The following is a 25,980-nucleotide window of genomic DNA, read 5'->3' on the forward strand; positions in this document are numbered from 1 at the left end:
CGCCCGCGGGGGTCAGGGCCGGTCGGGCGCCGAGCTCTCGATCACCTCGTAGGACCACAGGTGGGACGAGTCGCTCGCCGCGGGTGCCAGCTCGTCACCGCCGCCCTGGTGCGCCCGGGCGAAGTCCTGGCCGCTCTCCCAGTCGCGGTAGGCCTCCTCGCTCTCCCACCGGGTGTAGACGAGGTACTGGTCGGTGCCCTCCAGCGGGCGCAGCAGCTCGAACCACTCGAAGCCGGGGGTCTTCTCCACGGCTCCGCCGCGCCCGCGGAAGCGCTCCTCGAAGCGCTCCTGCGCGTGGGACGGGACGCTGATCGCGTTGATCTTCACGACGCTCATGGCAGTCCCCTTCCCGGCGGGCGAGCCGGTCAACCACTGCGGGGGTCCCCGGGCCGGGCGAGGATGGCCCGATGACCCCGGCCCCGCGGCCCGGCGTGCTGTTCGACGTCGACGGCACCCTGCTCGACACCAACTACCTGCAGGTCCTCGCCTGGTGGCGGGCCTTCCGCGACACCGGGCACGACGAGGTCGCGATGGCCGACTGCCACCGGTCGATCGGCATCGGCAGCCAGGAGCTGGTCACCCACCTGCTGGGGGACCACGCGGACGACGTCGACGCGGTGATGGAGGCCAAGAGCCGGCGCTACGAGCCGCTGCGCGAGCTGGTGACGCCCTTCCCGCATGTCGACGACCTGCTCGCCGCGTGCCGGGACCGGGGCCTGGCCGTGGTGCTGGCGACCAGCGGTGAGGAGTCCGACCTCGAGTGGATGGTGCCGGCGATCGGCGGCGAGGACGTCGTCGACGGGACCACCTGCTCGGCCGACGTCGAGTCGGCCAAGCCGGCGCCGGACCTCATGCAGACCGCCGTCGAGGCGCACGGCCTGGACGCCTCCCGCACCGTCGCCGTCGGCGACACGGTGTGGGACGTGCGGGCGGCCCGGGACGCCGGCCTGCCGTGCATCGCGCTCACCTGCGGCGGCATCTCGCGGGCCGAGCTGCTCGAGGAGGGGGCCGACGAGGTGTACGACGACCCGGCCGACCTGCTCGCCTCCCTCGACGACTCGCTCATCGGGAAGCTGGTCCGCGACTAGTCGGACGACCCCCGTACCCCCCCCACGCCTTGCACGCGCAGGCGGAGGGCCCCCTGCACGGGGGCCGAGGAGCACCTCACCCCGGGAAGCCGACGGCGACGCGGGCGGTGGGCCCGGCGTCCTCGACCAGCGCGACCAGCCGGCCCGCCGGGTCGACGGCGGCCGACAGCCCGGGCCGCCCGGTGGCCGCGATGCGCTGCCCGTACCCCAGGGCGCGGGCCTCGTCGTCGGTGAGCCGCCGCTCGGGGAAGACCGCGGTGGCGGCGTCGGGGAGGGTCAGCGTCCCCGGGCCGCCGCCCGCGGCGAGCGCGGCCGCCGCCTCCTCCACCGGCGCGGCCTGCGCGGTGGTGAACGGGCCGGAGGCGGTGCGCCGCAGCGCGGTGAGGTGCCCGCCGACGCCGAGAGCGGCGCCGGCGTCGCGGGCGATGGCGCGCACGTAGGTGCCCGCGGTGCACGCGACGGTGACCTCGACGTCGACCAGGTCGGGCGTGGGCCGGGTGACCCGGTGGACGTCGAGGCGGTGGACGGTCACCGCCCGCGGCTCCAGGACGACCTCCTCGCCGGCCCGCACGCGGTCGTAGGAGCGGCGGCCGCCGACCTTCACCGCGCTCACCGAGGACGGCACCTGCGACAGCGGTCCGGTCTGGGCGGCCAGCGCCGCGCGGACGGCGTCGTCGTCGAGGTGCCCGGCCGGCGTCGTCGTCAGCACCTCGCCCTCGCGGTCGTCGGTGACCGTCGTCTGCCCCAGCCGGACGGTGGCCTCGTAGACCTTGTCCGAGCCGCCGAGGTGACCGAGCAGCCGGGTGGCCGCGCCGACGCCGAGCACCAGCAGGCCGGTGGCCATGGGGTCGAGGGTGCCGGCGTGCCCGACCCGGCGGACGGAGAGGACCCGCCGGGCCCGGGCGACGACGTCGTGGGAGGTCATCCCGCCGGGCTTGTCGACCAGCAGCACGCCCGGGGTCACGTCGGCGTCGGCGGCGCGGCGGCGGCTCATGCCGGGGTCCCCACGCAGACGTGGAGCGCCGGCGGAGCGTCTTCGTGGGGTGAGCTCACGTCCCCACCGTGGCAGGTGCGGTCAGCCACCTCTCCCCCGCCACCCGGGCCAGGACGGCGACCAGCCGCAGCGCGATGAACAGCGTGAGGCCGGTCCACACGCCGGCCAGTCCCCAGCCCAGCGGGCCGGACAGCAGCGACAGCGGCACGAACCCGACGAGCGCGGCGCCGACGGTCACCGTGCGCAGGTAGCCGACGTCGCCGGCGCCCATGAGCACGCCGTCGAGGGCGAACACCACCCCGGCCAGGGGCTGGAAGCCGGCGAGGAACCACCAGACCAGCTCGGCCTGCGCCCGGACGGTGGGGTCGCCGGTGAACAGCGGGACCAGGAGCTCACGCCCGGCCAGCAGCAGCACCGCGACCACGACGCCGGTGCCCAGCCCCCACAGCGTGACCCTCCGGGCGGTGGCGCGGGCCTCGGCGGGGCGCCCGGCGCCGAGGGCGTGCCCGACCAGCGTCTGGGCGGCGATGGCGTAGGCGTCGAGGACGAGCGCGAGGAAGAGGAACAGCTGCAGCGCGATCTGGTGGGCGCCCAGCGCGGCCTGCCCGGTGCGCGCGGCGACGCCGGCGGCGACCAGGAAGGCCAGCTGCAGCACGGTGGCGCGCAGCAGGAGGTCGCGGCCGAGGACGAGCTGCGCCCGGACGGCGGCGGGGCGCAACCGCCAGTCGGCGCCCTCGCGCAGCAGCGCCCGCACGAACAGCGCCGCCGTCAGCGCCTGGCCGGTCAGGTTGGCCACCGCCGAGCCGGGCAGCCCGAGGCCGGCCGGGTGCACCAGCAGCGGGCAGAGCACCAGACTGGTGAGGCTCCCGGCCAGGACGAAGCGCACCGGCCGGCGCAGGTCCTGCACGCCGCGCAGCCAGCCGTTGCCGGCCAGGGACACCAGCAGCAGCGGCGCGCCGCAGCCGGCGATGCGCAGCCACTGCTCGCCGGCCGCGGCGACCTCGCCGGGCCCGCCGGCCAGCGCGCGGGTCAGCGGCCCGGCGAGCACCTGGAACAGCAGCACGACCGCTGCGCCGAGCAGCAGCGCCAGCCAGGTGGCCTGCACGCCCTCGGCGACGGCGCCGGCGCGGTCCCCGGCGCCGGCCCGGCGGGCGGCGCGGGCGGTGGTGCCGTAGGCGAGGAAGTTCAGCAGTGCGGCGGCCCACGCCAGCAGCCCGCCGCCGACGGCGAGGCCGCCGAGCGCGACGGTGCCGAGGTGGCCGACGACGGCGGTGTCGACGAGCAGGTACAGCGGCTCGGCGGCCAGCACCACCAGTGCCGGCACCGCCAGCCCGAGGACGCCGGGACGCGGGGGGCGGAGCCCTCCCGGCCCGGTGGCCTGAGCGGGCTCAGCGACGCCGGGGGACGGCTCCTGGCCGCGGTGCGGTCCGGAGGACCGCGGTGTCATGTGTCGAGGAGCCGGCGCAGCTGCGCGATCGTCGTCTCGTGGTCCTCGTGCGAGGTGAAGCCGGCCGCCGCGCGGTGGCCTCCGCCGCCGAGGGCCGTGGCCACCCGGGCGACGTCGGTCGCCCCGCGGGAGCGCAGCGACACCGACCAGGTGCCGTCGTCCTGGCCCTTGAGCACGCAGGCGACGTCGGCCTCGGCGGTGGAACGGACGACGTCGACCAGCGCCTCGAGCTGCTCGCCGGGCAGGGCGTGCTCGGCCGCCTCGGCGGTGCTCGACCAGGTCCACACAAGGCCGGCGCCGACGCCGGGCTCCAGCACCGCGCGGCCGGTGACCGCCGAGAGCAGCCGCAGCCAGCCGAAGGGCGCGGTGTCGAAGAGCCGCTGGCTGATCACCGCGTGGTCGATGCCGGTGGCCAGCAGCCGGGCGGCCAGCGCGTGGGTGTCGGGCCGGGTGCTGCTGAAGCGGAAGGAACCGGTGTCGGCCGCCAGGCCCGCGTAGAGCAGCGTGGCCAGCCGCGCATCGAGGGTGATTCCCAGCTCGTCGAGCAGACCGGCCACGAGGACGACCGTCGCCGGGGCGGCCGGGTCCACCAGGCGCACGGTCCCGAACCCGGGGTTGCTGGCGTGGTGGTCGAGGACCACCGACGTGCCGGCGCCGGTGAGCAGCGCCGCCAGCTCACCGAGCCGGGCCGGCGAGGCGGCGTCGAGGCTGACGAAGACGTCCGGGGAGGCGGGGACGGCGGTGGACGGGACCAGCCCCTCCGCGCCGGGCAACCAGCCGAGGGAGGCCGGCAGGCCGGGACGGCCGGGGAAGGTGGCCAGCACGCGCGCACCACGGCGGCGCAGGCCCTCGGCGAGGGCGAGCGTGCTGCCGAGGGCGTCGGCGTCGGGCTGGACGTGCCCGGAGAGCACGACGCTGGCGCGGGCGTCGGCGGCTGCGGCCAGGACGGCCGCCGGTGTGGGTGCGGGGCCGGCGACCGGCGCCGCCGGCGACCCCGGGGAGGCGGTGGTCACCGGGGTCAGGCGTCGGGGCCGGGGTCGGCCACGGGCGGCGCGTTGCGGTCCTCGGTGACCAGCCCGCCGCCGGGCGGCAGCGGCGGGCCGCCGTCGTCGGGCTCGTCCTCGGCGATGCTCGGCGCCTCGCCGATCTGGCCCTTCCGGCCGCCGTCGGTGGGGTCGCCGGCGCCGGGCTCGGCGCGCCCGCCGAGCTCCGAGCGTCCCTGCCCCTCGTCCGGGAGGTGCGGGTCGGGGTCGTTCTCGCTCACCAGGCCTCCTCGTGGGCGTCCGTCGGCCGCGGTCGCGGCGCTGTCGTGTCCCCGTGTGCGCTCGCCAGCCGGCTCACGAGGCGTTCCTGCGGTCGGTGACCGGGTCGGTGCCGGCGTCGAGGTCGGCCGGGGAGGCGTCGTCGGCGTCGTCCTCGTCGTCGGCCGGGTGGCGGTAGGGGTCGGCGTCGCCGGCGTAGCTCGCGTGCTCGCGCAGCCGGGCGAGCTCGGCGTCGGCCGACCGCACCCGCTCGAGCGCCTCGTCCAGCTCGCGGGCGGTGTCGGGCACGTGGTCGGCGACGAAGGCCAGCGTCGGCACGAACTTGATGCCGGTCTGGCGGCCGACCGTGGAGCGCAGGACACCGGTGGCGCTGGCCAGCGCGCGGGCGGAGTCCTCGACCTGGGTCGGGTCGCCGTAGACGGTGTAGAAGACGGTGGCCTCGCGCAGGTCGCTGGTCACCCGCGCGTCGGTCACGGTGACCATGCCCAGCCGCGGGTCCTTGATCTGCGACTCGATCGCGGCGGAGACGATCTGGCGGATGCGCACCGCGAGCTTGCGGGCGCGGGCCGGGTCAGCCACGGCGGACCTCCGGGGGTCGGGGCGTCACGTGGACGCCGGTGGACAGGGGCGCCCCCTCGCAGGGGCCCGGCCCGAGCGTGTGGGGGACGGGGGCGAGGGGGCCCGTCGTCAGTCGGTGTCGGAGAACAGCTGCCGGTGCGTCGTCAGCAGCGTCACCTCCGGCCGCTCGGCCAGCAACCGCTCGCAGGCGTCGAGGACGTCGGTCACCTGACCGGCGTCCCCGGCGACGGTGGCGACCCCGACCTGCGCGCGCCGGTGCAGGTCGACGTCGCCCACCTCGGCGGCGGCCACGGCGAAGCGGCGCCGCAGCTCGGCCACGATCGGCCGGACGACGGCGCGCTTGCCCTTGAGCGAGTGGACGTCGCCCAGCAGCAGGTCGGCGGTGAGCGTGCCGGTGAACACGCTCACCGCCTCCCTGCTGCTCGAACGGGGCCCCTACGCGCGGGGCTTCTCGCGCATCTCGAACGTCTCGATGACGTCCTCGATCTTGATGTCGTTGAACGACCCGAGCCCGATACCGCACTCGTAGCCGTCGCGGACCTCGGTCACGTCGTCCTTGAAGCGGCGCAGCGACTCGACGGTGAGGTTGTCGGCGACGACCACCCCGTCCCGGACCAGCCGGGCCTTCGAGTTCCGGGTGATCGTCCCGCTGCGGACGATGGAGCCCGCGACGTTGCCGATGCGCGGCACACGGAAGACCTCGCGGACCTCGGCCGAGCCGAGCGCGACCTCCTCATACTCCGGCTTGAGCATGCCCTTGAGGGCCGCCTCGATCTCCTCGATCGCCTGGTAGATGACCGAGTAGTACCGGACGTCGACGCCCTCGCGGTTGGCGAGCTCGGTGGCCTGACCCTCGGCCCGGACGTTGAAGCCCAGGACGATGACGTCGTCGGCCAGTGCCAGGTCGATGTCGCTCTTGGTGATGCCGCCGACGCCGCGGTGGATGACCCGCAGCGAGATGTCGTCGCTCACCTCGATCTTCATGAGGGCCTCCTCGAGCGCCTCCACGGTGCCCGAGTTGTCGCCCTTGATGATCAGGTTGAGCTGGCGGTTCTCCTTGAGCGCGGCGTCGAGGTCCTCCAGGCTGATCCGCTTGCGCATCGACGCGTTCTGCGCGTTGCGGATCCGGGCCTGACGACGGTCGGCGATCTGCCGGGCGACGCGGTCCTCCTCGACGACGAGGAACGTGTCACCCGCACGCGGCACCGAGGTGAGGCCGACGACCTGCACCGGGCGGGCCGGCAGGGCCTCCTTCAGCTTGTTGCCGTGCTCGTCGAGCAGCGACCGGACGCGCCCGTAGGCGTCGCCGGCCACGATCGAGTCGCCCTGGCGCAGCGTGCCGCGCTGGACGAGGACGGTGGCGACGGGGCCACGTCCCTTGTCCAGCTTGCCCTCGATGACCACACCCTGCGGGTCCTGCTGCGTGTTGGCGCGCAGGTCCAGCGAGGCGTCGGCGGTCAGCAGGATCGCCGTGAGCAGCTCGTCGAGACCCTGACGGGTGGTCGCGGAGACGTCGACGAACATCGTGTCGCCGCCGTACTCCTCGGCCACCAGCCCGTACTCGGTGAGCTGCTGACGGATCTTGGCGGGGTTGGCCCCCTCCTTGTCGATCTTGTTGACCGCGACGACGATCGGCACCTCGGCGGCCTGGGCGTGGTTGAGCGCCTCGACCGTCTGCGGCATGACGCCGTCGTCGGCTGCCACCACCAGGACGACGATGTCGGTCACCTTGGCGCCACGGGCACGCATCGCGGTGAACGACTCGTGACCCGGGGTGTCGATGAAGGTGATCGGACGCTCGTTGTCCTCCAGCTCGGTGACGACCTGGTAGGCACCGATGTGCTGGGTGATGCCGCCGGCCTCCCGCGCCACCACGTTGCTGTTGCGGATGGCGTCGAGCAGCTTCGTCTTGCCGTGGTCGACGTGACCCATGACGGTGACGACCGGCGGACGGGCCTCCCAGTCCTCCTCGTCACCCTCGTCGCCGAAGGTGAGGTCGAAGGTCTCGAGGAGCTCGCGGTCCTCGTCCTCGGGGCTGACGACCTGGATGTCCCACTCGATCTCGGCACCGAGCAGCTGCAGCGTCTCGTCGCTGACCGACTGCGTCGCGGTGACCATCTCGCCCAGGTGGAACAGGGCGGTCACCAGCGTCGCCGGCTGGGCGCCGATCTTCTCGGCCAGGTCGGTCAGCGAGGCACCGCGGGGCAGCCGGACGACCTGTCCGTGGCCACGCGGCAGGCTGACGCCGCCCATGCTGGGCGCCGCCATCTGGTCGAACTCCTGGCGCCGCTGCTTCTTGCTCTTGCGCCCGCGGACCGGACCGCGACCGCCGGGACGACCGAAGGCACCCGCGGTGCCCGCACCGGAGCCACCGCGGCCACGGCCGCGGCCACCGCCGCCACGGAAGCCACCGCCGGCGGGGGCACCGCCACCGCCGCCACCGGGGGCGCCGCCGCCACCGGGTCGGAAGCCACCGCCACCACCACCGCCGGGACCACCCGGACGACCACGGCCGCCGGGACCACCGGGACCGCCACCGGGACGGCCGGCACCGGCCGGCCGCGGCGGCATCATGCCCGGCGAGGGCCGGGGCGGCATCATGCCCGGGTTGGGACGGGGGCCGCCCGGACCGGCCGCGGGACGCGGACCACCGGGACGCGGGCCACCGGCACCCGGAGCGGGCCGCGGGCCGCCGGCACCAGGGCCGGGACGCGGGCCGGCACCGGCTGCGGGGCCGGGACGGGGGCCGCCGGCCGCCGGGCCCGGTCGCGGGCCACCGGCCGCGGGAGCCGGACGCGGAGCGCTGCTGAAGGGGTTGTTGCCCGGCCGCGGGGCCGGACGGGGACCCGGCCGCGGGCCGGCGCCCGGCGCGACCGGACCGGCACCGGGGCCGCCGGGACGGGGAGCGCCCGGCGCCGCGGGACGCGGCGCGGCCGGACGGGCGGGACCGGGGACGGGGCCGCCACCGGCCGGACGCGGCGACGGGGCACCCGGACGCGGGGCGCCCGGCGCGGCCGGCCGGGAACCCTCGGCAGGAGCCTGGGCCGCCGCCGGAGCGGGAGCCGCCGCCGGAGCGGGAGCCGCCGCCGGAGCGGGAGCCGCCGCCGGAGCGGGAGCCGGGGCCGGGGGCTGCTCGACCGGCGCGCTGGCGGCCGGCGCCTGCGGAGCGGGCGCGGCCGGACGCGGGCCGGGGGTGGGGCCGGGACGCGGAGCGCCCGGACGTGGACCGGGGGCGATCCCCGACGGAGCGGGCGCGGCCGGGGCCTGCGGAGCGCTGGCCACCGGCTGCGGCGCGGCCGGGCGGGGCGCGGACGGAGCGGCGGGACGGGCCGCGGGAGCACGGCCGCCGTTGCCTCCACCGTTGCCGCCGCCGTTGCTGCTGCCACCGGTGGCAGCGCCGAGGGCCTCCCGGAGCCGCCGGGCCACGGGGGCCTCGACGGTCGAGGAGGCGGACTTCACGAACTCGCCCTGCTCCTTGAGCTTGGCGAGCACGGTCTTGCTGTCGACCCCGAACTCCTTGGCGAGTTCGTGGACGCGGGCTTTGCCTGGCACGGATCTCCTCTGGTGAGGCCGGCGGCTCGCCCGCGCGACCTCGTCGTCAGTGGTGCATGGTCTGGCTTGTCATCGTGGGGACTTCACGGCTGACTCATCCGACGACGTCCTGCTCTCGACGTGCGGACCGGCCGGGTGCCGGTCCGTCGGTGGGACTGCGGTCTGTCGTTCGTGTGCGTTCGCCCGTCCGGGACCGGCCGTCCTCGGACGCCGCGGCGCCGAGGACATGGGCCCGGAGCGGACCGGCCTCCACCGCGGCGCCGCCCCCACCAGGGAGGCGCAGCGCCCGGGGGAAGGCCCGGCGTCGCTCCGCTGCGCGCAGGCACTCCGGAGTGGGGTGCAGCGAGGCGCCCCGGCCGGGGAGCCGCCGCCGCGGGTCGGGCACGAGGGCCCCGGCCCGGAGGACGACACGCAACAGGTCGGTGACCGGAGCGCGCTCCCGGCAGCCCACACAGGTGCGCACCGGGATCGACGTTTCGGCCACCCGTCATCCTAGCGCGCGTCGGGGCCCCGTTGTTCCGGGCGCCGCGGACCGGGGCGGAGGGTGCCCCCGCCGGGCGAGGGACGACCGCCGGGGGCGCCGGCGCGCACCGGCGGGGGGCCCGAGCGCAGCGGCGGGCGGCCCACCCCGGGCGAGGGCGCGGCGTCGTCGGGCTGGGCGTCGCTGCGGATGTCGATGCGGCAGCCGGTCAGCCGCGCGGCGAGCCGGGCGTTCTGCCCCTCCTTGCCGATGGCCAGCGACAGCTGGTAGTCGGGGACGACGACCCGCACCGCCTTGGCCTTGGGGTCGACCAGCTGCGCGCTGTTCACCCGGGCGGGGCTCAGCGCGGAGGCGACGAAGGCCGCGGGGTCGTCGGACCAGTCGACGATGTCGATCTTCTCGCCGTGCAGCTCGCTCATGACGTTGCGCACCCGCTGGCCCATCGGCCCGATGCAGGCGCCCTTGGCGTTCAGGCCCGGCACCGCGGTGCGGACGGCGATCTTCGAGCGGTGCCCGGCCTCCCGGGCGACGGCCACGATCTCGACGCTGCCGTCGGCGATCTCGGGGACCTCCAGGGCGAACAGCTTGCGCACCAGGTTCGGGTGGGTGCGCGAGACGGTCACCTGCGGGCCGCGGTAGGTGCGCGCCACCGACACGACGTAGGCGCGCAGCCGGCTGCCGTGCGGGTAGCGCTCACCGGGCACCTGCTCGGCCGCTGGCAGCACCGCCTCCACCTTGCCGATGTCGACCAGCACCGAGCCCTGCGCGTTACGGCGGGCGTCGGCCTGGACGACGCCGCTGACGATGTCGCCCTCCTTGCCGGCGTACTCGCCGAAGGTCTGCTCGTGCTCGGCGTCGCGCAGCCGCTGGACGATGACCTGCTTGGCGGTGCTGGCCGCGATCCGGCCGAAGTCCGAGGGGGTGTCGTCCCACTCGCGCACGACCTCGCCGTCGGCACCGAGCTCCTGCGCGAGCACGGCGACCTCGCCGGTCTTGCGGTCGACGTGCACCCGCACGTGCTTGGCGGCGCCGTCGGCGTGCCGGTAGGCGGTCACCAGCGCCGTCTCGATCGCCTCGATGACCGTGTCGGCGGGGATGCCCTTCTCCCGCTCGACCGCCTTGAGGGCGGTCACGTCGATGTTCACTGTCCTCCTCCGTCGTCGTCGCCCTCGTCGTCCGTCAGGTCGTCCAGCAGGTCGTCCGGGTCGTCGTGCGGGTCGTCGTGCGGGTCGTCGTGCTCGTCCCCGGTGCCGGGGTCCTCGTCGCGGCCGGGACGGGCGAACTCGACCTGCACGCGCCCGGCGCCGAGCTCGGCCCACGGCACCTGCCGCGGGGTGGGCGGCTTCCTCCGCGCGCCCGGCTTGCCCGGCTTCTCGACCGCGAGGGTCACCCCGGCGCCGTTGACGGCGGTGATCCGGCCGGTGAGCTGCTCGGTGGCGCCGGCCGGGCCGACGGTCACGGCGACGAGGCGGCCGGTGTTGCGCCGCCAGTGCCGGGGCTCGGTGAGCGGCCGGTCGACGCCGGGGCTGGTCACCTCGAGCACGTAGGGCGCCCGGCCGAGCTCGCCGTCGTTCTCGTCGAGCACCGCCGACACCGCCCGGCTGACCTCGGCGACGTCGTCGAGGCTGACGCCCTCGTCGCGGTCGACGACCACGCGGACGACGCTGCGCCGGCCGGCGGGGGTGACCACCAGCTCCTCGAGGTCGTAGCCGGCGGCGCCGATGACCGGCTCGATCCAGCCGGCCAGCCGGGTCGCGGCCGGGTCGTCCTGGCGACGCCCGGTGGCCGGGTCCTGCCGACGCCCAGCGGCCGGGTCCTGCCGACGCCCAGCGGCCGGGTCCTGCCGACGCCCAGCGGCCGGGTCCTGCCGACGCCCAGCGGCCGGGTCCTGCCGACGCCCAGCGGCCGGGTCCTGCCGTCGCGTGGACACGGGCTCCCTCCCCTCCTGCACCGGTCGGAGCTCGTGCTCGGCGGACCGCCCCGCCGGGGACCGCGCCGGCGGCCCGTGCGTCGCACGGCACCGGCCGGCGGCGCACCCGGGGAGTGGTCAGGCTACCGCTCTCCTGCCCGCTGCCCCTCCGGACGGTGTGCTGGGCACCCGCGGGCCCGGCACGGCACGACGCCCGCCCGGCGGTGCCCGCCCGGGAGGACGGCGCCTGGGAGGATGGCGTCGATGTCCGCACCGCCCCCCTCCCCGCCCGGCATCCCGCGGCGGAGCCTGCTCGCCGCCACGGCCGGCCTGGCCGTGCTCGCCGTGGCCGGGTGCACCTCCGGCGCGTCCGGGGAGGCCGCCGCGCAGACCGCGGAGCAGGTCGACCGGCTGGCCGGGCAGGTCGCCGTCCAGGAGGCCGCCGTGGCCGCCTACGCCGCCGCGGCCGCGGCCGACCCGGGGCTCGGCGACCAGGTCACCGTCCTCGCCGGTCAGGCCCGCGAGCAGCTGGAGCGGCTGCGCGCCGCGGCACCCGGGGCGCCGTCGACGGCATCGGGAGCGGGAGCGGCAGCCGCGCCCCCGCCGGCAGGTGGTGACGTGCGGGGCTGGCTGCGCGGGCAGGTGGGCGCGGCCGCCACGGCGCACGCCGGTGCCTGCGTCGACGTCTCCGGCGCTCGGGCGGCACTGCTCGGGTCGGTGGCGGCCGGGCTGCGCGGCCACGAGGCCGCGCTCGCGTGAGGGGGGACCGGCATGGCTGACGACGGAACCGGCGGCGGGGAGGACGCCGGGCTCCGCGACGCCCTGGCCGCCGAGCACGCCGCCGTCTGGGGGTACGGCGTCGTCGGGGCGGCACTGCCCCCGGACGCCCGGGCTGCCGCCGAGGAGGGCGAGCTGGCGCACCGCGACGTCCGCGACCGGCTGGCCGCGCTGCTCGACGAGCGCGGTGCGGACCCGGTGCCGGCCGAGGCGGGTTACACGCTGCCGTTCCCCGTCCTGTCGGCGGTCGACGCGGCGGCGCTGGGGGTGGTGCTCGAGGAGGGCGTGAGCGCCTCCTGGGTGGCGCTGCTCGACGCCGCGGAGCAGGCGTCGGTCCGTCAGCTGGCGGTGACCGAGCTGCAGGCCGCGGAGGGCCGGGCGGTCGGCTGGCGGGCGGCGGCGGGCCGGAGCCCGGTCACCACGGCCCTGCCCGGCCTCCCCACCGGCTGATCGAGGACCCTCGCGCCCCCCGGCCTCCCTGCAGGTTCCCGCCGCGAGCCCGCGACTGGTGGGGGCGGGGAGGTGCTCAGCCGAGGTCGCCGAGGAAGGCGTCGGTGACGCCGACGGCGGCGCTGCTGGACTGCCCCGCCTCGACGAGCACGGCGAAGGCGATGTCGCCCTGCGGGCCGCCCAGCTGGTAGCCCATGAACCAGCCGTGCGAGTCCGGCGGGGTGTTGCTGCCGAACTCCGCGGTGCCGGTCTTGCCGTACACCTCGCCGCGGTCGGCGAGCGCGGTCGCCGTCCCGGTGAGGACCACCTGGCGCATCAGCGGGCGCAGCTGGTCGAGCACGGCCTGTCCCGGGCCCGCCGGCGCCGGGCCCGCCGCGTCGGCGCCGACCACCTCGACCGGCGCCACGGCGCTGCCGCCGGCGACACCGGCGGCGACCAGGGCGAGCTGCACGGGGCTCATGAGCACCTCCCCCTGGCCGATGGCGTCGGCGGCCTTGGCGGTGCCGGTCGAGTCGGCCGGGACGCTGCCGGAGAAGACGTCGACCGGCAGCTGCCAGTCGCTGCCCACGCCGTAGGAGGCGGCCGCGTCGGCCAGCGCGTCGTCGGGCAGCCGCAGCCCCGCCTCGATGAACGTGGTGTTGCACGACTCGGCGAAGGCCTCGGTGAAGGGCACCGTGCCCAGGTCGAACTGGTTCTGGTTCTCGAACTCGCGGCCGTCGACGACCGTCGTGCCCGGGCAGGCCACCGGGGTGTCGGGGGTCAGCTCACCGGTGGACAGCAGCGCCGTGGCGGTGATCGTCTTCATGCTCGACCCCGGCGGGAACTGGCCGGTGAGCGCGTTGCCGGCGTTCGCCGCCTCGTTGGAGGCCACGGCCAGGACCTCCCCGGTGCCCGGCCGCACCACGACCAGGTGGGTGGCCAGCGGCTGGGTGGCGACGGCGGCGTCGGCGGCCTCCTGCAGCGGGCGGACCAGCGGCGTCTGCGCCGGCTTCCCCGGGACCGGGTCGACGGCGGCGACCTGCCGGCCGGCGTCCCCGGTGCTCTCGTCGGTGCTGACCACCGCGACGGTGAACCCCGGCGTGCCGGTCAGCTGCTCCTGCAGCGCGCGCTGCAGGCCCGAGAGGCCGAGCTGGTCGCCGGCGGCGTACGCGGCCACCCCGTCCTCGGTGGTCTCCTCGATCGCCTCGGCGGTGGCCGGGCCGACCCGGCCCAGCAGCGCGGAGGCGAACCGGGCCGAGGGCGCGAGCAGCCGGGTCTCGGTGGGGAAGACCGCCCCGGGCAGGTCGAACACCTGCGCGCGGATGGCCTCGAAGTCCGGGCGGCGCAGGGCGATGACCGGCACGAACTGGCCGGGCGGGGCGGCCTGGACGTCGGCGGTGATCTCCTCGGCCGGGACGCCGGTGGCCGCCGACAGGCCCGAGGCCAGCGCGGGCAGATCGGTGACCTGTCCGGTGTCGACGCCGACGTCCACCACCTCGGTGGGCATGAACAGCGGGTCGCCGGCCGCGTCGGTGAGGGCCGCGCGCTCGGGCAGGGACCGGGTCAGCCGCAGGCGCTGCCCCTCCCCCAGCTCCGGATGGACCACGGTGGGCTCGGCGACGACCTGCCAGCCGTCCTCGCCCTCCTGCAGCTCCAGGGTCGCGTCGTAGGTCCAGTCGGGAGCGGCGGCGAGGTCCCAGGTGGCCGTCCAGCCGGCGGTGGCGGTGCCGTCGTCGACGGTGACGTCGCCGAGCTCGGCGTCCAGCGTGGCGTCGGGCAGGTCGGTGGCGGTCTGCCCGAGCAGGGCGCCGGCCGCGTCGGGGTCGGTGGTGGCGGCGGCCGCGGCGTCGGTGTCACCGGCGGTCCAGTCGTCGAGGAAGGCCTGGGCGGCGGCGCGGACGTCGTCCTCGGAGCTGCCCGAGCAGGCCGCCAGCACCGGGGCGGCCAGGAGGGTCAGGACCGAACCGAGGACCGCCGTGCGTCGTGCTCCCACGGATCCCCACCCTGTCAGACGGCGGGCCCGATCCGGGGGAACGACCCCCCGTGCAGGCGGCCGGAGGAGTGGTCCTCCCTCAGAACAGCACGCTGGCGTAGCGGCCGACCTCGTGGAAGCCGACCCGGCGGTAGGCCGCGCGGGCGGGCGCGTTGTAGTCGTTGACGTAGAGGCTGACGACGGGCGCGATCGCCGTCCGCGCGTACTCGACGACGGCGGCCATCCCGGCCGCCCCCAGCCCGCGCCCGCGCCGGTCGGGGGCCACCCACACGCCCTGCACCTGGCAGGCCGCGCGGGACACCGCGCCGATCTCGGCCTTGAACAGCACCGTGCCGTCCTCGATCCACGCCAGGGACTGCCCCGCGCGGACGAGGTCCTCGACCCGGGCCCGGTAGCCGGCGCCGCCGTCGACCCGCAGCGGGCTGACGCCGACCTCCTCGGTGAACATCGCCACGGCTGCTGGGAGGAGGACGTCGACCTCGGCCGGGCGCACCGGCCGGACCCGCGGCTCCGGCACGACCGCGGGCGGGCCCTCGATCGCCAGGAGCGGCTGGCGCGGCCGGTGGTCGCGGGCCGGTCCCCAGTAGGGCTCGAGCAGGTCCCACAGCGGGTCGACGGCGGCGGCCGGGCCGACGATCGTCGAGCAGCGCCGGCCAGCCCGGCGGGCGCGCTCGGCGAAGGCGGCGGCCGCGGCCCGCTCGGCCCCGGGGACGGCGAACGGGATCAGGTTGGCGCCGGCCAGGCAGACGGCGTCGAGGTCACCGCCGGCGCCGACCCCCCACAGCGGGGCGCCCAGGGCGGCCGGAGCCGTGCCGGTGACCTCCACGCGGCCGGCGATGACGCAGGCCGCGACCGGGTCGGCGGCCAGCAGCCGGCGGACGGCCGGCTCGTCGGCCTCGTCGAGGACGCGGGCGGTCGGCGAACGGAGCACGGGAGGGGGGCGGGTCAGCCGACGGTGACGACCGGCGGGCCGGACGGGACGCCGTCCCCGGTCTGCTCCCCCGCGATGCGCATGGCCTCCTCGATGAGCGTCTCGACGATCTGCGACTCGGGCACGGTCTTGACCACCTCGCCCTTGACGAAGATCTGGCCCTTGCCGTTGCCCGAGGCCACGCCCAGGTCGGCCTCGCGGGCCTCGCCGGGGCCGTTGACGACGCAGCCCATGACGGCCACCCGCAGCGGCACCTCCAGCCCGTCGAGGCCGGCGGTGACCTCGTTGGCGAGCTTGTAGACGTCGACCTGCGCGCGCCCGCACGAGGGGCAGCTGACGATCTCCAGGCCGCGCTGGCGCAGGTTCAGCGACTCGAGGATCTGCGTGCCGACCTTGACCTCCTCGACCGGCGGGGCCGACAGCGAGACGCGGATGGTGTCGCCGATGCCCTGCGAGAGCAGCGCGCCGAACGCGACGGCGGACTTGATCGTGCCCTGGAACGCCGGGCCGGCCTCGGTGACGCCGAGGTGCAGCGGGTAGTCGCACTGCGCGGCGAGCAGCTCGTAGGCACGCACCATGACCACCGGGTCGTTGTGCTTGACCGAGATCTTGATGTCGCGGAAGTCGTGCTCCTCGAACAGCGAGCACTCCCACAGCGCCGACTCGACCAGCGCCTCGGGCGTGGCCCGGCCGTACTTGGCCAGCAGCCGCTTGTCCAGCGAGCCGGCGTTGACGCCGATGCGGATCGGGGTGCCGGCGTCCTTGGCCGCCCGGGCGATCTCGCCGACCCTGTCGTCGAACTTCTTGATGTTGCCCGGGTTCACGCGGACGGCCGCGCAGCCGGCGTCGATCGCGGCGAACACGTAGCGCGGCTGGAAGTGGATGTCGGCGATGACCGGGATCTGCGACTTCCGTGCGATGGCCGGCAGCGCCTCGGCGTCGTCGGTGTCGGGGACGGCGACCCGCACGATCTGGCAGCCGGCGGCGGTGAGCTCGGCGATCTGCTGCAGCGTGGCGTTGACGTCGGCGGTCTTGGTCGTCGTCATCGACTGCACGCTCACCGGGGAGTCGCTGCCGACGCCGACGTCTCCCACCACGAGCTGGCGGGTCTTGCGCCGGGGGGCGAGGACGGGCGGGGGCGCAGCGGGCATGCCGAGACTGACGGGGGTCGCCATGACCTCGAGTATCCCCGTTTCCGCAGGCTCGGCGCGGGCGCCTACTGCAGTGTGATCGGGTTGACCACGTCGGCGACGAGCAGCAGGCCCGACAGGGCGATGAACAGGCCGGCGACGACATAGGCCACCGGCATGAGCCGGGCGATGTCGAACGGGCCCGGGTCGGGGCGGCCGCGCCAGCGGGCCACGACCGAGCGGACCTTCTCGTACAGCGCCCCGGCGACGTGCCCGCCGTCGAGGGGGTAGATCGGCAGCAGGTTGAACAGGAACAGGACCAGGTTGACGCTGGCCAGCAGGCTGAGGAAGAAGCTGAGCTTCTCGACGCCGCTGAGCTGGTCGATGGCGAAGACCTCGCCGGAGATCCGCCCCACCCCGACGACACCGATGGGTCCGTTGCGGTCCCGCTCCTCGCCGAGGAAGGCGGCGCGGAACAGCTGCGGGACCCGCTCGGGGATCTGCACCAGCCGCTGCACCGACTGCGAGACGACCATGCCGAAGTAGCCGGGCAGCTCGCTCACCGACTGGCGGGCGAACCCGGGCAGCGGGGCGACGCCGAGGTAGCCGGCGGTCACCGTGCCCTCGCCGTCCTCGGTGGGCACGACGTTCCCGATGGGGGTGACCGTCAGCTCGCGGCGGGCGCCGTCGCGCTCGACGGTGAGGTCCAGCGGCCGCCCGGCCGAGCCGCGGATGGCCTGCTGCACCGCCGTCCAGCTGTCGTAGGCGGTGGGGTCCAGCGCCTGACCGCCGACGGCCACGATGGTGTCGCCGGGCCGCAGGCCGGCCTCCGCGGCGGGGCTGGCCGGGGGCAGCGCGCAGCCGGGGCTGCCCTCCTCGCACACCTGTCCGGCGTCGGCACCGGCGGTGACGATCGGGACGGCGCAGACGTCGGTCCCCTGGTCCTCGGCCACGGAGATGCTCTCGGCGTCGGCGGGGACGACGCACGCCGGCACGGTCCGCACCTGGGTGGTGATCACGGTGGTGCCGATGGCGGTGAGCGTGATGGTGAAGAACAGCACCGCGAGCACGAGGTTGTGGAACGGCCCGGCGAACATGACGATCACCCGCTGCCACCAGGGCTTCTTGTAGAACACCCGGTCGCCGTCGGTGGGCAGCACGTCGTCGAGGGCCTGGCCGCGCACCTCGGCGATGAAGGAGCGCATGCGGGTGGCGCGCGTGCTCTCGTTCTCCTCGGCCGGCGGGATCATGCCGACGATGCGGATGTAGCCGCCGAGCGGGATGGCCTTGACGCCGTACTCGGTCTCCCCCCGTCGGCGGGAGAAGACCGTCGGCCCGAAGCCGACCATGAACTGCGGCACCCGCATGCCGAACTTCCGGGCCCAGAAGAAGTGGCCGGCCTCGTGGAAGCCGATCGAGAACAGCAGGCCGACGAAGAACGCGACGATCCCGAGGACCGTCAGGAGGGTGCTCAGCTCGGTCCTCCGGCCAGGGCGGCGCGGGCGTGCTGCCGGGCCCAGCGCTCAGCGGCCAGCACGTCGTCCACGCAGGTGGGCGCGCCGAGGTCCGGCGCGTCGTCGAGCGTACGCGCGACGAGGCCCACGACGTCCGGGAAGCGCAGGCGACCCGCCAGGAAGGCCGCGACCGCCTCCTCGTTGGCCGCGTTGTACAGCGCCGGGACGACGCCGCCGGCCTCCCCCGCCGCGCGGGCGAGCCGGACCGCCGGGAAGGCCTGCTCGTCCAGCGGGGCGAACTCCCAGGCGCTCGCGGCCGACCAGTCCAGCGCCGGCTGCACGTGCGGGAGCCGGTCGGGCCAGGCCAGGGCCAGCGCGATGGGCAGGCGCATGTCCGGCGGGCTGGCCTGGGCGATGGTGGCGCCGTCGGCGAAGGTCACCATCGAGTGCACGATCGACTGCGGGTGCACGACGACGTCGATGTCGGCGTAGGGGACGCCGAAGAGCAGGTGCGCCTCGATCAGCTCGAGGCCCTTGTTGACCAGCGTCGCGGAGTTGACGGTCACGACCGGGCCCATGTCCCAGGTGGGGTGGGCGAGTGCCTGCTCGACGGTGACGTCGGCGAGGTCGGCGGCGGAGCGGCCGCGGAAGGGGCCACCGCTGGCGGTGAGCACCAGCCGCGCGACCTCGCCGCGGGCGCCGCCGCGCAGGCACTGGGCCAGGGCCGAGTGCTCGGAGTCGACCGGCACCAGCTGCCCGGGCGCGGCCGCCGCAGTGACGAGGTCACCACCGGCGACCAGGGACTCCTTGTTGGCCAGGGCCACGACGTTGCCCGCCCGCAGCGCCGAGAGGGTCGGGCCCAGCCCGATGGAGCCGGTGATGCCGTTGAGGACGACGTCGGTGGGGCGGGCGGCGAGCTCCTCGGCCGCGCGCGGGCCGGCGAGGATCTCCGGCAGCGCGTACTCCCCCGTCGCCCACCCGCGCTGCGAGGCGGCGGCGTAGAAGGCCAGCTGCAGGTCCTGGGCCGCCGTCGCGCGGGCGACGGCCACCGTGCGGACGCCGAGGCCGAGCGCCTGCTCGGCCAGCCGGGCGACGTCGCCGCCGCCGGCGGCCAGCGCGGTGATCCGCAGGCGGCCGGGGTTCTGCTCGGCGACCGCGATCGCCTGCCGGCCGATCGACCCGGTCGAGCCCAGCACGGTGACCTCGCGCGGCTCGCTCATGCGGTGATCCTGCCAACCGCCTCCCCGGCCGGGGGCGCCACCCGGGGTCCCGTGCGCCTCACGCGTCACTCCCGACCCGAAGTGATCACCCGGCTACAGCGGACCGGCGTCGTGCCGATGTGGATCACGACGGCCCGGGTGTCCGGGCCACCGACGCCCCCGGAGGGCCCCATGTCCCGCGTGTCCCCGCTCCGCCTCGTCCTGTCCACCGGGATCGCCGTCGGCACGGCCGCCGCGGGCCTGGCGCTCGCCCCGGCCGCCCTCGCCACCGGGCTGGCCGCGCCCACGGCCCCCACGACCGTCGCCCCGGGGCAGACCTTCACCGTCAGCGGCACCGGCTGCGTCACCGACGACCCCGAGCACCCCGAGTACGAGGCCCTCGTGGTCGTCGTCACCGACCTCGCCGACCTCGACGCCGAGCCGCCCACCGGGCTCTTCCCGGCCGACCCGTCCGACGCGGGCGCGTGGTCGACCCAGGTGTCGTTCCCGGCCGGCACCACCGGCGCGCACCAGCTGCACGCCGCCTGCGCCCCCTCCTACGCCGGGGCGCCCCTGGAGTACCCCTCCCTGACCGTCACGGTGGCCACGGCCGCCACCCCGACGGCCACCCCGACGGCGACCTCGACCTCGTCGGCGCCCTCCTCGGCGTCCTCCGCCGCCCCCACGACGGCGGCCACCGGCGCCATCCGCGGCACCTCGGCCAACACCCCGGGCGTGGCCAGCCCCGACAGCGGCGCCGCGACCGGCGACACCGCTGCGCCCGGCCGCAAGGTCGTGAAGGTCCTCACCGGTTTCAAGCCGGGCGAGGTGGTCACGGTGACCCTGCACTCGACGCCGCAGACCGTGGCCACCGCCACCGCCGACGCCAACGGCCGGGTGACCGTCGAGTTCACCGTCCCGGCGGGCACGCCGACCGGTGACCACACGCTCGTGTACGAGGGCAGCATGGGCACCTACTTCCAGGAGGCGTTCGCGGTGACCGCCGCCTCGGCCGCCTCGGCCGCCTCGCCGAGCCTGGCCTACACCGGCGCCAGCGTCGCGCTCCCGCTCGGCCTCGGCGCCGGCGCCCTGGCCCTCGGCGGTGGCCTCGTCGTCGTGGCCCGTCGCCGGTCCGCGGCCGCCGCGGAGGCCGCGCAGGCCTGAGCGTGACCGCACCGCACGACACCGACGCCGGCCAGGGCCCCCCTGGCCGGCGTCGGCCGTTCGCGCGGCCGCGGCGCGTCGTCCTCGCCCTCCTCGTGACGCTGCTGGCCGTCGCGGGGGCCGACACCGCGGCGGTCGCCGCGCGCGTCGACGAGGTGGCCGTCGACCTGCACGCCGACGACGGCGACGGCCGCACCTGGGTGCTCGTGGGCCTCGACTCGCGGGCCCGGCTCCCGCAGGGCGCCGACGTGGCCGACTTCGGGACGCCCGAGGCGGTCCCGGGGAGCCGGGCCGACGTCGTCGTGGTGGTCCAGCAGACCGACGCCGGCACGACGGCACTGTCGGTCCCGCGCGACCTCCTGGTCCTGGACGGCACCACGGCCGAACGGCTGACGACGACCTGGCTGGACGGGCCGCAGGCGACCGTCGCGGCGCTGTGCAGCCTGGGCATCCCGACCGACCACCTCGTCACCGTCGACCTCGCCGGCTTCGCCGCGGTCGTCGACGCCGCCGGCGGCCTGGAGGTCGACGTCCCCGAGCCCGTGCGCGACGAGCCGGCCGGGCTGCTGCTGCCCCGGGCCGGACGGCAGCACGTCGACGGCGCGACGGCGCTGGCGCTGGTCCGCTCCCGGCACCCCGAACACCTCGTGGACGGCACGTGGACCCCCGCCCCCGTCGACCCCGAAGGCCGCGCGGGGGCGGCGGGCACCGTCCTGTCGGCACTGCTCGACCGGGTCCGGGGATCGCTGTCGCGGCCCTGGCGGCTGCAGCCGGTCGCCTGGGCGGTCTCCGGTGCCGTCGCCGTCGACCCCGGCACCTCCGCGACCGATCTGCTCGGCCTCGCCGGCACCGGGGTCGGACCGGTGTCCGTGCTGCCCGCCGGCGACCCGGTCGGTGCGGCGCTCGCCCGGCCGCCGACGGCCGGCACCGCCGCCGCCGTGGCCGCAGCCGGGCTCACCTGCGGCGGCTGACGACCCGCCGCGACCTCGCCCGGTGGGGCAGGCCCCCGGCTGGCAGGATGGACAGCGTGAGCGAGCAGCACCGGGCCCGGATCGCACAGGACAACCCCGCCACCACGCGGGTCAACCAGCCGGGCCGGGAGGAGGGCGTCGCCCGCGCCGGCGAGCAGCCCATCGAGCACGAGCGTCCCGAGGACTGGGGCTGGCACGGCCGCGCCGGCAAGTGGGCGCAGGTCGCCGGCTGGCTGACGACCCTCGCGATCCTGTCCTACCTCTGGGGCAACCACGAGGGCCGGATGGAGGACCTCTGGCTGGTCGGCATCGCCGCGATCATGATCGGGATCCTGCTGTGGGACCTCCACCGCAAGAGGACCGCCTGGCGCCCTTGACCGCCCCTGACGGAGCACCCCCTGCCCCTCACTGCTCGCAGGCCGGTGGCAGGCCCCTGCAGGGCGCCGGTCAGGAGGCGGCGACCCCGATCGCCGCACCGATCACGTAGGTCGCGCCGGCGGCGACCGCACCGAAGAGCAGCTGGCGCAGGCCCGCGTACCACCACGGCCGCGGGGTGAAGCGCGACGACAGCGCACCGGCCGTCACCAGGCCCAGCCCGCCGCACAGCAGCGCCACCCACAGCAGCGAGAGCCCGAACAGGTAGGGCAGCAGCGGTAACACCGCGCCCAGCGAGAAGGTCAGGAACGACGAGACCGCCGCCGTCCGCGGCGAGGGCTTGTCCTCGGGGCTGAGCCCGAGCTCGGCCACGATGTGCAGCCGCAGCACGACCTCGGGGTCGCGGGAGAGCTGGACGGCGACCTCGCGCGCCAGCCCGTCCTCGACGCCGCGCACGCGCAGCATCCGGACGAGCTCGGCGAGCTCCTCCTCCGGGTGGTGCTCGAGCTCGCTGCGCTCCTTGGCCACCTCCAGGTCGAGCTGCTCGTTCTGCGTCTTCACCGAGGTGTACTCGCCCAGGGCCATCGAGATCGCGCCCGCGACCAGGCCGGCGACGCCGGAGAGCACGATCGTCCGCGGCGCCGCTCCCCCGCCGCCGACCCCGGCGACCAGCGCGGTGTTGGTGACCAGCCCGTCCATCGCGCCGAACACGGCCGCCCGCAGCCAGCCGCCGGAGACGTCGGCGTGGTGGTGCTCGTGCTGGGCGGCCGGGTCGTCGCCGGGGACCCCATCGGCGGGGATCTGGTCGGTGCCGGCCGTCACGCGTCGGCCTCGGCGCCGAGCGCCACGGGCGCCTCCGGCGTCGGGGTCGGGGTGGCGACGGTGGGGACGCCGTCGGCGCGGTCGGCCGCGGCGAGCTGGCCGCAGGCGCCGTCGATGTCCTGGCCGCGGGTGTCGCGCACCGTCGTCGGCACACCGGCGGCGCGCAGCCGGGTCACGAACTCCCGCTGCGCCGGCAGCGGGCTGGCGTCCCACGGGCTGCCCGGGGTCGGGTTCAGCGGGATGAGGTTCACGTGCGCCAGCTTCCCGGCCAGCAGCCGGCCCAGCAGCTCGGCGCGCTCGGGCTGGTCGTTCACGTCGCGGATCAGCGCGTACTCCACCGAGTACCGGCGGCCGGTGCGGGCGGCGTAGGCGTCGGCGGCGTCGACGACCTCGCGCACCTTGTACCGGGTGTTGATCGGCACGAGGGTGTCGCGCAGCTCGTCGTCGGGAGCGTGCAGGCTCACCGCGAGGGTGCAGTGCATGCCCTCCTCGGTGAGCCTGCGGATCGCCGGCACCAGCCCGACGGTGGAGACGGTGACCGAGCGCTGTGACAGCCCGAGGCCGTACGGGGCGTGCCCGAGCAGCGAGTGCAGGGTCTGGCGCACGCGCGGGTAGTTGGCCAGCGGCTCGCCCATGCCCATGAAGACGACGTTGGACAGCCGCCCGGGGCCGCCCGGGATCTCGCCGGAGGCCATCGCGGCCGCGGCGGCGACCGCCTGGCCGGTGATCTCGGCGGCCGACAGGTTGCGCGTCAGGCCACCCTGCCCGGTGGCGCAGAACGGGCAGGCCATGCCGCAGCCGGCCTGGCTGGAGATGCAGACGGTGGCCCGGTCGGGGTAGCGCATGAGCACGCTCTCGACCAGCGCCCCGTCGTGCAGCCGCCACAGCGTCTTGCGGGTGCGGCCGCCGTCGGCGGACTGGTGGCGCACCGGGGTGAGCAGGCCGGGAAGCAGCGCCCCGGTGAGGGTCTCGCGGGCCGCGGCGGGCAGGTCCGTCATCTCCGCGGGATCGGTGGTCCCGCGGTAGAAGTGCCGGGCGAGCTGGTCGGCGCGGAACGCCGGCTGGCCGAGCTCGGTGACGGCGGCGCGCGCCTCCTCGCGGGTCAGGTCGGCGAGGTGGCGCGGCGGCTTGCCCCGGCGGGGGGCGTCGAAGACCAGGGGCAGGGCAGTCATGGCGTCTGCCATCGTCCCACTCCCACGCGCCGCGCGGGCCGCGTCACGGGTGAGGTGGCTCGCTCAGGGCGCCAGCGACCCGAGGTCCGGCACGGGCAGCTGCGTCGTCGTGGGCGGCTGGGGGCCGGTCCCGGCGCCGCCGGGCTCGGGGACGTCGCTCGGCGCAGGGTCCCCGTCGGGGTCCCCGCCGGGGTCCTGGACCGTGTCCCCACCGGCGTCCCCGTCGGGGTCCCCGTCGGGGTCCGGGGTGGGGTCCAGGGCGGTGTCCCCGCCGTCCTGACCGGTGTCGCCACTGGTGTCACCACCGGCGTCGCTGCCCGTGTCGCTGCCCGTGTCGCTGCCGGTGTCCTGTCCGGCACCCCCGGCGGAACCCGGGTCCGGGCCCGGGTCGGTGTCCCCGCCGGTGTCCCCGACGGAGGCATCCGTCACCGGAGGCGCCGGAACGTCGCCGGGCACGGGGTCGGTGCTCGGTCCGCTCGATCCGGCGGGCACACCGGGCCGGCCGGTCGGCGCCGGGACCGGCGTCCCCGGAGCGGCCGGCGGGACCACCAGGGAGAGCGACGTGCCGGCGGTGGCGGCGGCCGAGGGGGCGGTGGTCCGGGCCCTCGTCGCGCGGACCGGGTCCGGAGCCGGAGCCGGAGCCGTGCCGGCTGTCGGCTCGGGCGCCGGCACCGGGACGCCGGTCGTGGGCGCGGTCGGCACGGGGTCCGGGACGTCGGAGGACCGGGGCGCGGGAGGAGTCCGCGGAGGTGTCGTGACCGGACCCGGCGACGTCTGCACGGCCGCGGTCGGGACCGGTCCGGACGAGGAGGTGGTGACCAGGGCCGCACCGGTGATGCCGGCCGTGAGCAGCCCCGCCACCACCGCGACGAGCACCCGGCGACGGGGCCGCACGCGCGCGCCGACGACGACGCGCGGGACCTCGGTCCCCACGGCGGCGGGCGAGGGGTCCGGGAGCGCCGTCTCCTGCTCGTCGGCCTCCGGGTTCGCGTCCTCCGCGGCGGCGTCGTCGGCCGCGTCGTGGTCCGCGGCGGCGTCCTCGGCCGCGTCGTGGTCCGCGGCACCGTCTCCTGGACCGGCCGTCGGCCCGGGGACCTCGAGGTCGCCGTCCTCCTGCGGGTCGCCGTCCTGCGGGTCGTCGTCCTCGACCTCGCCGGCCTCGCTGGCGCCCTCGTCGGCAACGGCCTCGGCGCCGGGTGCGTCCCGGACGGCCCCGGGGGTGCTCACCCAGTCGGGGAGCCACTCCTCCCAGTCGTCCTCCGGGAGCCCGGGGGTGCCCTCCGGCACCCCGTCGACCGGCACCCCGTCGACCGGCACCCCGTCGACCGGCACCCCGTCGACCGGCCCGACGGCGGCCGGCGCGGGCGCGGCCGGACCGGGAGCGTCCAGCACCTCGTCGTCCTGCTGCGCCGTCATCCCACCTCGCCGTCACCTAGAGCCACGCGCTGCTCACCTTTCGGAGTGGCTCATCGTGCCGGACGGACCTGGGCGGTCCTCGGAGGCGCGACCGGAACCGGGCGCGAGCCCGCCCACACGCACCGGCTGCCCCACGCCGGTCCACCCCAGCCGCGGCCCCGGCCGAGGAGCGGGCGACGCCAGCTAGCGTCGGCCGGGTGACGGAGGCCGACCGGGCGCTCCCGCCGCTGGACAGCGTCGGGGTGGGCCCGTGGCAGGGGCCGTGGCCCGCGGACCCCCGGTACGACCCCGAGCTGCTGGCACACGGCGACCGGCGCAACGTCGTCGACCGGTACCGCTACTGGACGGTCGAGGCGATCGTCGCCGACCTCGACCCGCGCCGGCACGGCTTCCACGTGGCCATCGAGAACTGGCGGCACGACCTCAACATCGGGACGGTCGTGCGCACCGCCAACGCCTTCCTCGCCGCGGAGGTGCACGTCGTCGGGCGCAAGCGGTGGAACCGCCGCGGCGCCATGGTCACCGACCGGTACCTGTCGGTGCGCCACCACCCCGACGCCGCCGCGCTCGGCGCGTGGGCACGGGCGGAGGGACTGCCGGTCCTGGCCGTCGACAACCTCCCCGGCGCCCGCCCGCTGGAGACCACGGCGCTGCCCCGCGGCTGCGTGCTGCTGTTCGGTCAGGAGGGCACCGGGCTGTCGGAGGAGGCGCGCGGGGTGGCCGACGACGTCCTGTCCATCGCCCAGTTCGGGTCCACCCGGTCGATCAACGCCGGCGTGGCCGCTGGCATCGCCATGCACGCCTGGATCCGTCAGCACGCCGAGGTGGACTGACC

26 protein-coding genes and 1 pseudogene are annotated in these 25,980 nt (G+C 76.6%); 7 read left to right on the forward strand and 20 right to left on the reverse strand.

Going from position 1 to position 25,980, the window contains the following annotated elements:
• Positions 1–12: 12 nt before the first annotated feature.
• Positions 13–336 carry an antibiotic biosynthesis monooxygenase family protein gene (locus tag ACWIZO_RS00055; RefSeq protein ID WP_448640546.1) on the reverse strand — a complete coding sequence of 108 codons (324 nt, stop codon included), beginning with the start codon at positions 334–336 and terminating at the stop codon, positions 13–15.
• Positions 337–407: 71 nt separating this feature from the next.
• Here ACWIZO_RS00055 and ACWIZO_RS00060 point away from each other — a divergent pair, with 71 nt between their 5' ends.
• Positions 408–1,088: an HAD family hydrolase gene (locus ACWIZO_RS00060; protein ID WP_448640547.1), complete on the forward strand. Its 681-nt coding sequence runs from the start codon at positions 408–410 to the stop codon at positions 1,086–1,088.
• Positions 1,089–1,164: 76 nt separating this feature from the next.
• On the opposite strand, the gene truB is transcribed toward ACWIZO_RS00060, so the two are convergent.
• From truB to rimP, 11 genes and pseudogenes are all read right to left on the reverse strand, one after another.
• Complete coding sequence (gene truB / locus ACWIZO_RS00065) at positions 1,165–2,082, reverse strand: tRNA pseudouridine(55) synthase TruB (RefSeq protein ID WP_448640548.1); 918 nt, start codon at positions 2,080–2,082, stop codon at positions 1,165–1,167.
• Between the two features lie 55 nt (positions 2,083–2,137).
• The gene (locus tag ACWIZO_RS00070; protein ID WP_448640549.1) at positions 2,138–3,406 is read right to left on the reverse strand and encodes an MATE family efflux transporter; all 1,269 of its coding nucleotides are present in this window, start codon (positions 3,404–3,406) and stop codon (positions 2,138–2,140) included.
• Positions 3,407–3,525: 119 nt separating this feature from the next.
• Positions 3,526–4,542, reverse strand: a complete 1,017-nt coding sequence (locus ACWIZO_RS00075; protein ID WP_448640550.1) for a DHH family phosphoesterase — start codon at positions 4,540–4,542, stop codon at positions 3,526–3,528.
• Between the two features lie 5 nt (positions 4,543–4,547).
• Positions 4,548–4,793 carry a hypothetical protein gene (locus ACWIZO_RS00080; RefSeq protein WP_448640551.1) on the reverse strand — a complete coding sequence of 82 codons (246 nt, stop codon included), beginning with the start codon at positions 4,791–4,793 and terminating at the stop codon, positions 4,548–4,550.
• 73 nt (positions 4,794–4,866) lie between these two features.
• Positions 4,867–5,370, reverse strand: coding sequence for a 30S ribosome-binding factor RbfA (gene rbfA, locus ACWIZO_RS00085; protein ID WP_448640552.1), 504 nt, complete (start codon positions 5,368–5,370; stop codon positions 4,867–4,869).
• A 108-nt stretch (positions 5,371–5,478) separates the two neighbouring features.
• On the reverse strand, positions 5,479–5,778 hold the full coding sequence (locus ACWIZO_RS00090; protein WP_448640553.1) for a DUF503 domain-containing protein: 300 nt from the start codon (positions 5,776–5,778) through the stop codon (positions 5,479–5,481).
• A 27-nt stretch (positions 5,779–5,805) separates the two neighbouring features.
• On the reverse strand, positions 5,806–7,638 hold the full coding sequence (infB, locus tag ACWIZO_RS00095; RefSeq protein WP_448642905.1) for a translation initiation factor IF-2: 1,833 nt from the start codon (positions 7,636–7,638) through the stop codon (positions 5,806–5,808).
• Between the two features lie 1,140 nt (positions 7,639–8,778).
• A pseudogene (locus ACWIZO_RS00100) lies at positions 8,779–8,922 on the reverse strand (translation initiation factor IF-2 N-terminal domain-containing protein); the annotation flags it as partial.
• Positions 8,923–9,016: 94 nt separating this feature from the next.
• On the reverse strand, positions 9,017–9,406 hold the full coding sequence (locus tag ACWIZO_RS00105; RefSeq protein WP_448640554.1) for a YlxR family protein: 390 nt from the start codon (positions 9,404–9,406) through the stop codon (positions 9,017–9,019).
• Between the two features lie 8 nt (positions 9,407–9,414).
• The gene (gene nusA / locus ACWIZO_RS00110) at positions 9,415–10,548 is read right to left on the reverse strand and encodes a transcription termination factor NusA (RefSeq protein WP_448640555.1); all 1,134 of its coding nucleotides are present in this window, start codon (positions 10,546–10,548) and stop codon (positions 9,415–9,417) included.
• The gene (rimP, locus tag ACWIZO_RS00115; RefSeq protein WP_448640556.1) at positions 10,545–11,333 is read right to left on the reverse strand and encodes a ribosome maturation factor RimP; all 789 of its coding nucleotides are present in this window, start codon (positions 11,331–11,333) and stop codon (positions 10,545–10,547) included. The genes nusA and rimP overlap by 4 nt, the downstream gene beginning before the upstream one ends.
• Positions 11,334–11,576: 243 nt before the next feature.
• Between rimP and ACWIZO_RS00120 the strand changes: the two genes are divergently transcribed.
• Together ACWIZO_RS00120 and ACWIZO_RS00125 are read left to right on the forward strand one after the other, a co-directional pair.
• Positions 11,577–12,071, forward strand: coding sequence for a hypothetical protein (locus ACWIZO_RS00120; RefSeq protein ID WP_448640557.1), 495 nt, complete (start codon positions 11,577–11,579; stop codon positions 12,069–12,071).
• A gap of 12 nt (positions 12,072–12,083) precedes the next feature.
• Positions 12,084–12,539 (forward strand): ferritin-like domain-containing protein, encoded by a 456-nt coding sequence (locus tag ACWIZO_RS00125; RefSeq protein WP_448640558.1) that lies wholly within the window; start codon positions 12,084–12,086, stop codon positions 12,537–12,539.
• Between the two features lie 76 nt (positions 12,540–12,615).
• Here ACWIZO_RS00125 and ACWIZO_RS00130 read toward each other — a convergent pair whose 3' ends face one another.
• The 5 genes from ACWIZO_RS00130 to dxr form a co-directional block, all read right to left on the reverse strand.
• Entirely contained in the window at positions 12,616–14,511 is a 1,896-nt protein-coding gene (locus tag ACWIZO_RS00130; protein ID WP_448640559.1) for a penicillin-binding transpeptidase domain-containing protein, read from the reverse strand.
• Positions 14,512–14,590: 79 nt separating this feature from the next.
• Entirely contained in the window at positions 14,591–15,442 is an 852-nt protein-coding gene (locus ACWIZO_RS00135) for a GNAT family N-acetyltransferase (RefSeq protein WP_448640560.1), read from the reverse strand.
• Positions 15,443–15,456: 14 nt separating this feature from the next.
• Entirely contained in the window at positions 15,457–16,617 is a 1,161-nt protein-coding gene (ispG, locus tag ACWIZO_RS00140) for a flavodoxin-dependent (E)-4-hydroxy-3-methylbut-2-enyl-diphosphate synthase (protein WP_446756809.1), read from the reverse strand.
• 41 nt (positions 16,618–16,658) lie between these two features.
• Positions 16,659–18,092, reverse strand: coding sequence for a M50 family metallopeptidase (locus ACWIZO_RS00145; protein ID WP_448642906.1), 1,434 nt, complete (start codon positions 18,090–18,092; stop codon positions 16,659–16,661).
• On the reverse strand, positions 18,044–19,246 hold the full coding sequence (gene dxr / locus ACWIZO_RS00150) for a 1-deoxy-D-xylulose-5-phosphate reductoisomerase (RefSeq protein ID WP_448640561.1): 1,203 nt from the start codon (positions 19,244–19,246) through the stop codon (positions 18,044–18,046). Before dxr ends, ACWIZO_RS00145 begins: the two co-directional genes overlap by 49 nt.
• A 171-nt stretch (positions 19,247–19,417) precedes the next feature.
• Here dxr and ACWIZO_RS00155 point away from each other — a divergent pair, with 171 nt between their 5' ends.
• The 3 genes from ACWIZO_RS00155 to ACWIZO_RS00165 are packed head-to-tail and all read left to right on the forward strand — an operon-like array spanning position 19,418 to position 21,737.
• Positions 19,418–20,389 carry a hypothetical protein gene (locus ACWIZO_RS00155; protein WP_448640562.1) on the forward strand — a complete coding sequence of 324 codons (972 nt, stop codon included), beginning with the start codon at positions 19,418–19,420 and terminating at the stop codon, positions 20,387–20,389.
• A gap of 2 nt (positions 20,390–20,391) precedes the next feature.
• Positions 20,392–21,360: an LCP family protein gene (locus ACWIZO_RS00160; protein WP_448640563.1), complete on the forward strand. Its 969-nt coding sequence runs from the start codon at positions 20,392–20,394 to the stop codon at positions 21,358–21,360.
• A 56-nt stretch (positions 21,361–21,416) separates the two neighbouring features.
• Positions 21,417–21,737: a DUF2631 domain-containing protein gene (locus ACWIZO_RS00165; RefSeq protein WP_448640564.1), complete on the forward strand. Its 321-nt coding sequence runs from the start codon at positions 21,417–21,419 to the stop codon at positions 21,735–21,737.
• Between the two features lie 70 nt (positions 21,738–21,807).
• Here ACWIZO_RS00165 and ACWIZO_RS00170 read toward each other — a convergent pair whose 3' ends face one another.
• The 3 genes from ACWIZO_RS00170 to ACWIZO_RS00180 all read right to left on the reverse strand — a co-directional run bounded on the left by ACWIZO_RS00170 (position 21,808) and on the right by ACWIZO_RS00180 (position 25,145).
• Positions 21,808–22,557 (reverse strand): VIT1/CCC1 transporter family protein, encoded by a 750-nt coding sequence (locus tag ACWIZO_RS00170; RefSeq protein ID WP_448640565.1) that lies wholly within the window; start codon positions 22,555–22,557, stop codon positions 21,808–21,810.
• Positions 22,554–23,729 (reverse strand): 23S rRNA (adenine(2503)-C(2))-methyltransferase RlmN, encoded by a 1,176-nt coding sequence (rlmN, locus tag ACWIZO_RS00175; RefSeq protein ID WP_448640566.1) that lies wholly within the window; start codon positions 23,727–23,729, stop codon positions 22,554–22,556. Before rlmN ends, ACWIZO_RS00170 begins: the two co-directional genes overlap by 4 nt.
• Before the next feature lie 63 nt (positions 23,730–23,792).
• The gene (locus ACWIZO_RS00180; protein ID WP_448640567.1) at positions 23,793–25,145 is read right to left on the reverse strand and encodes a hypothetical protein; all 1,353 of its coding nucleotides are present in this window, start codon (positions 25,143–25,145) and stop codon (positions 23,793–23,795) included.
• Positions 25,146–25,342: 197 nt separating this feature from the next.
• On the opposite strand from ACWIZO_RS00180, the gene ACWIZO_RS00185 reads away from it, so the two are divergent.
• Complete coding sequence (locus ACWIZO_RS00185; RefSeq protein ID WP_448640568.1) at positions 25,343–25,978, forward strand: TrmH family RNA methyltransferase; 636 nt, start codon at positions 25,343–25,345, stop codon at positions 25,976–25,978.
• Positions 25,979–25,980: the final 2 nt, after the last annotated feature.

Source organism: Geodermatophilus sp. URMC 63, assembly GCF_053502565.1.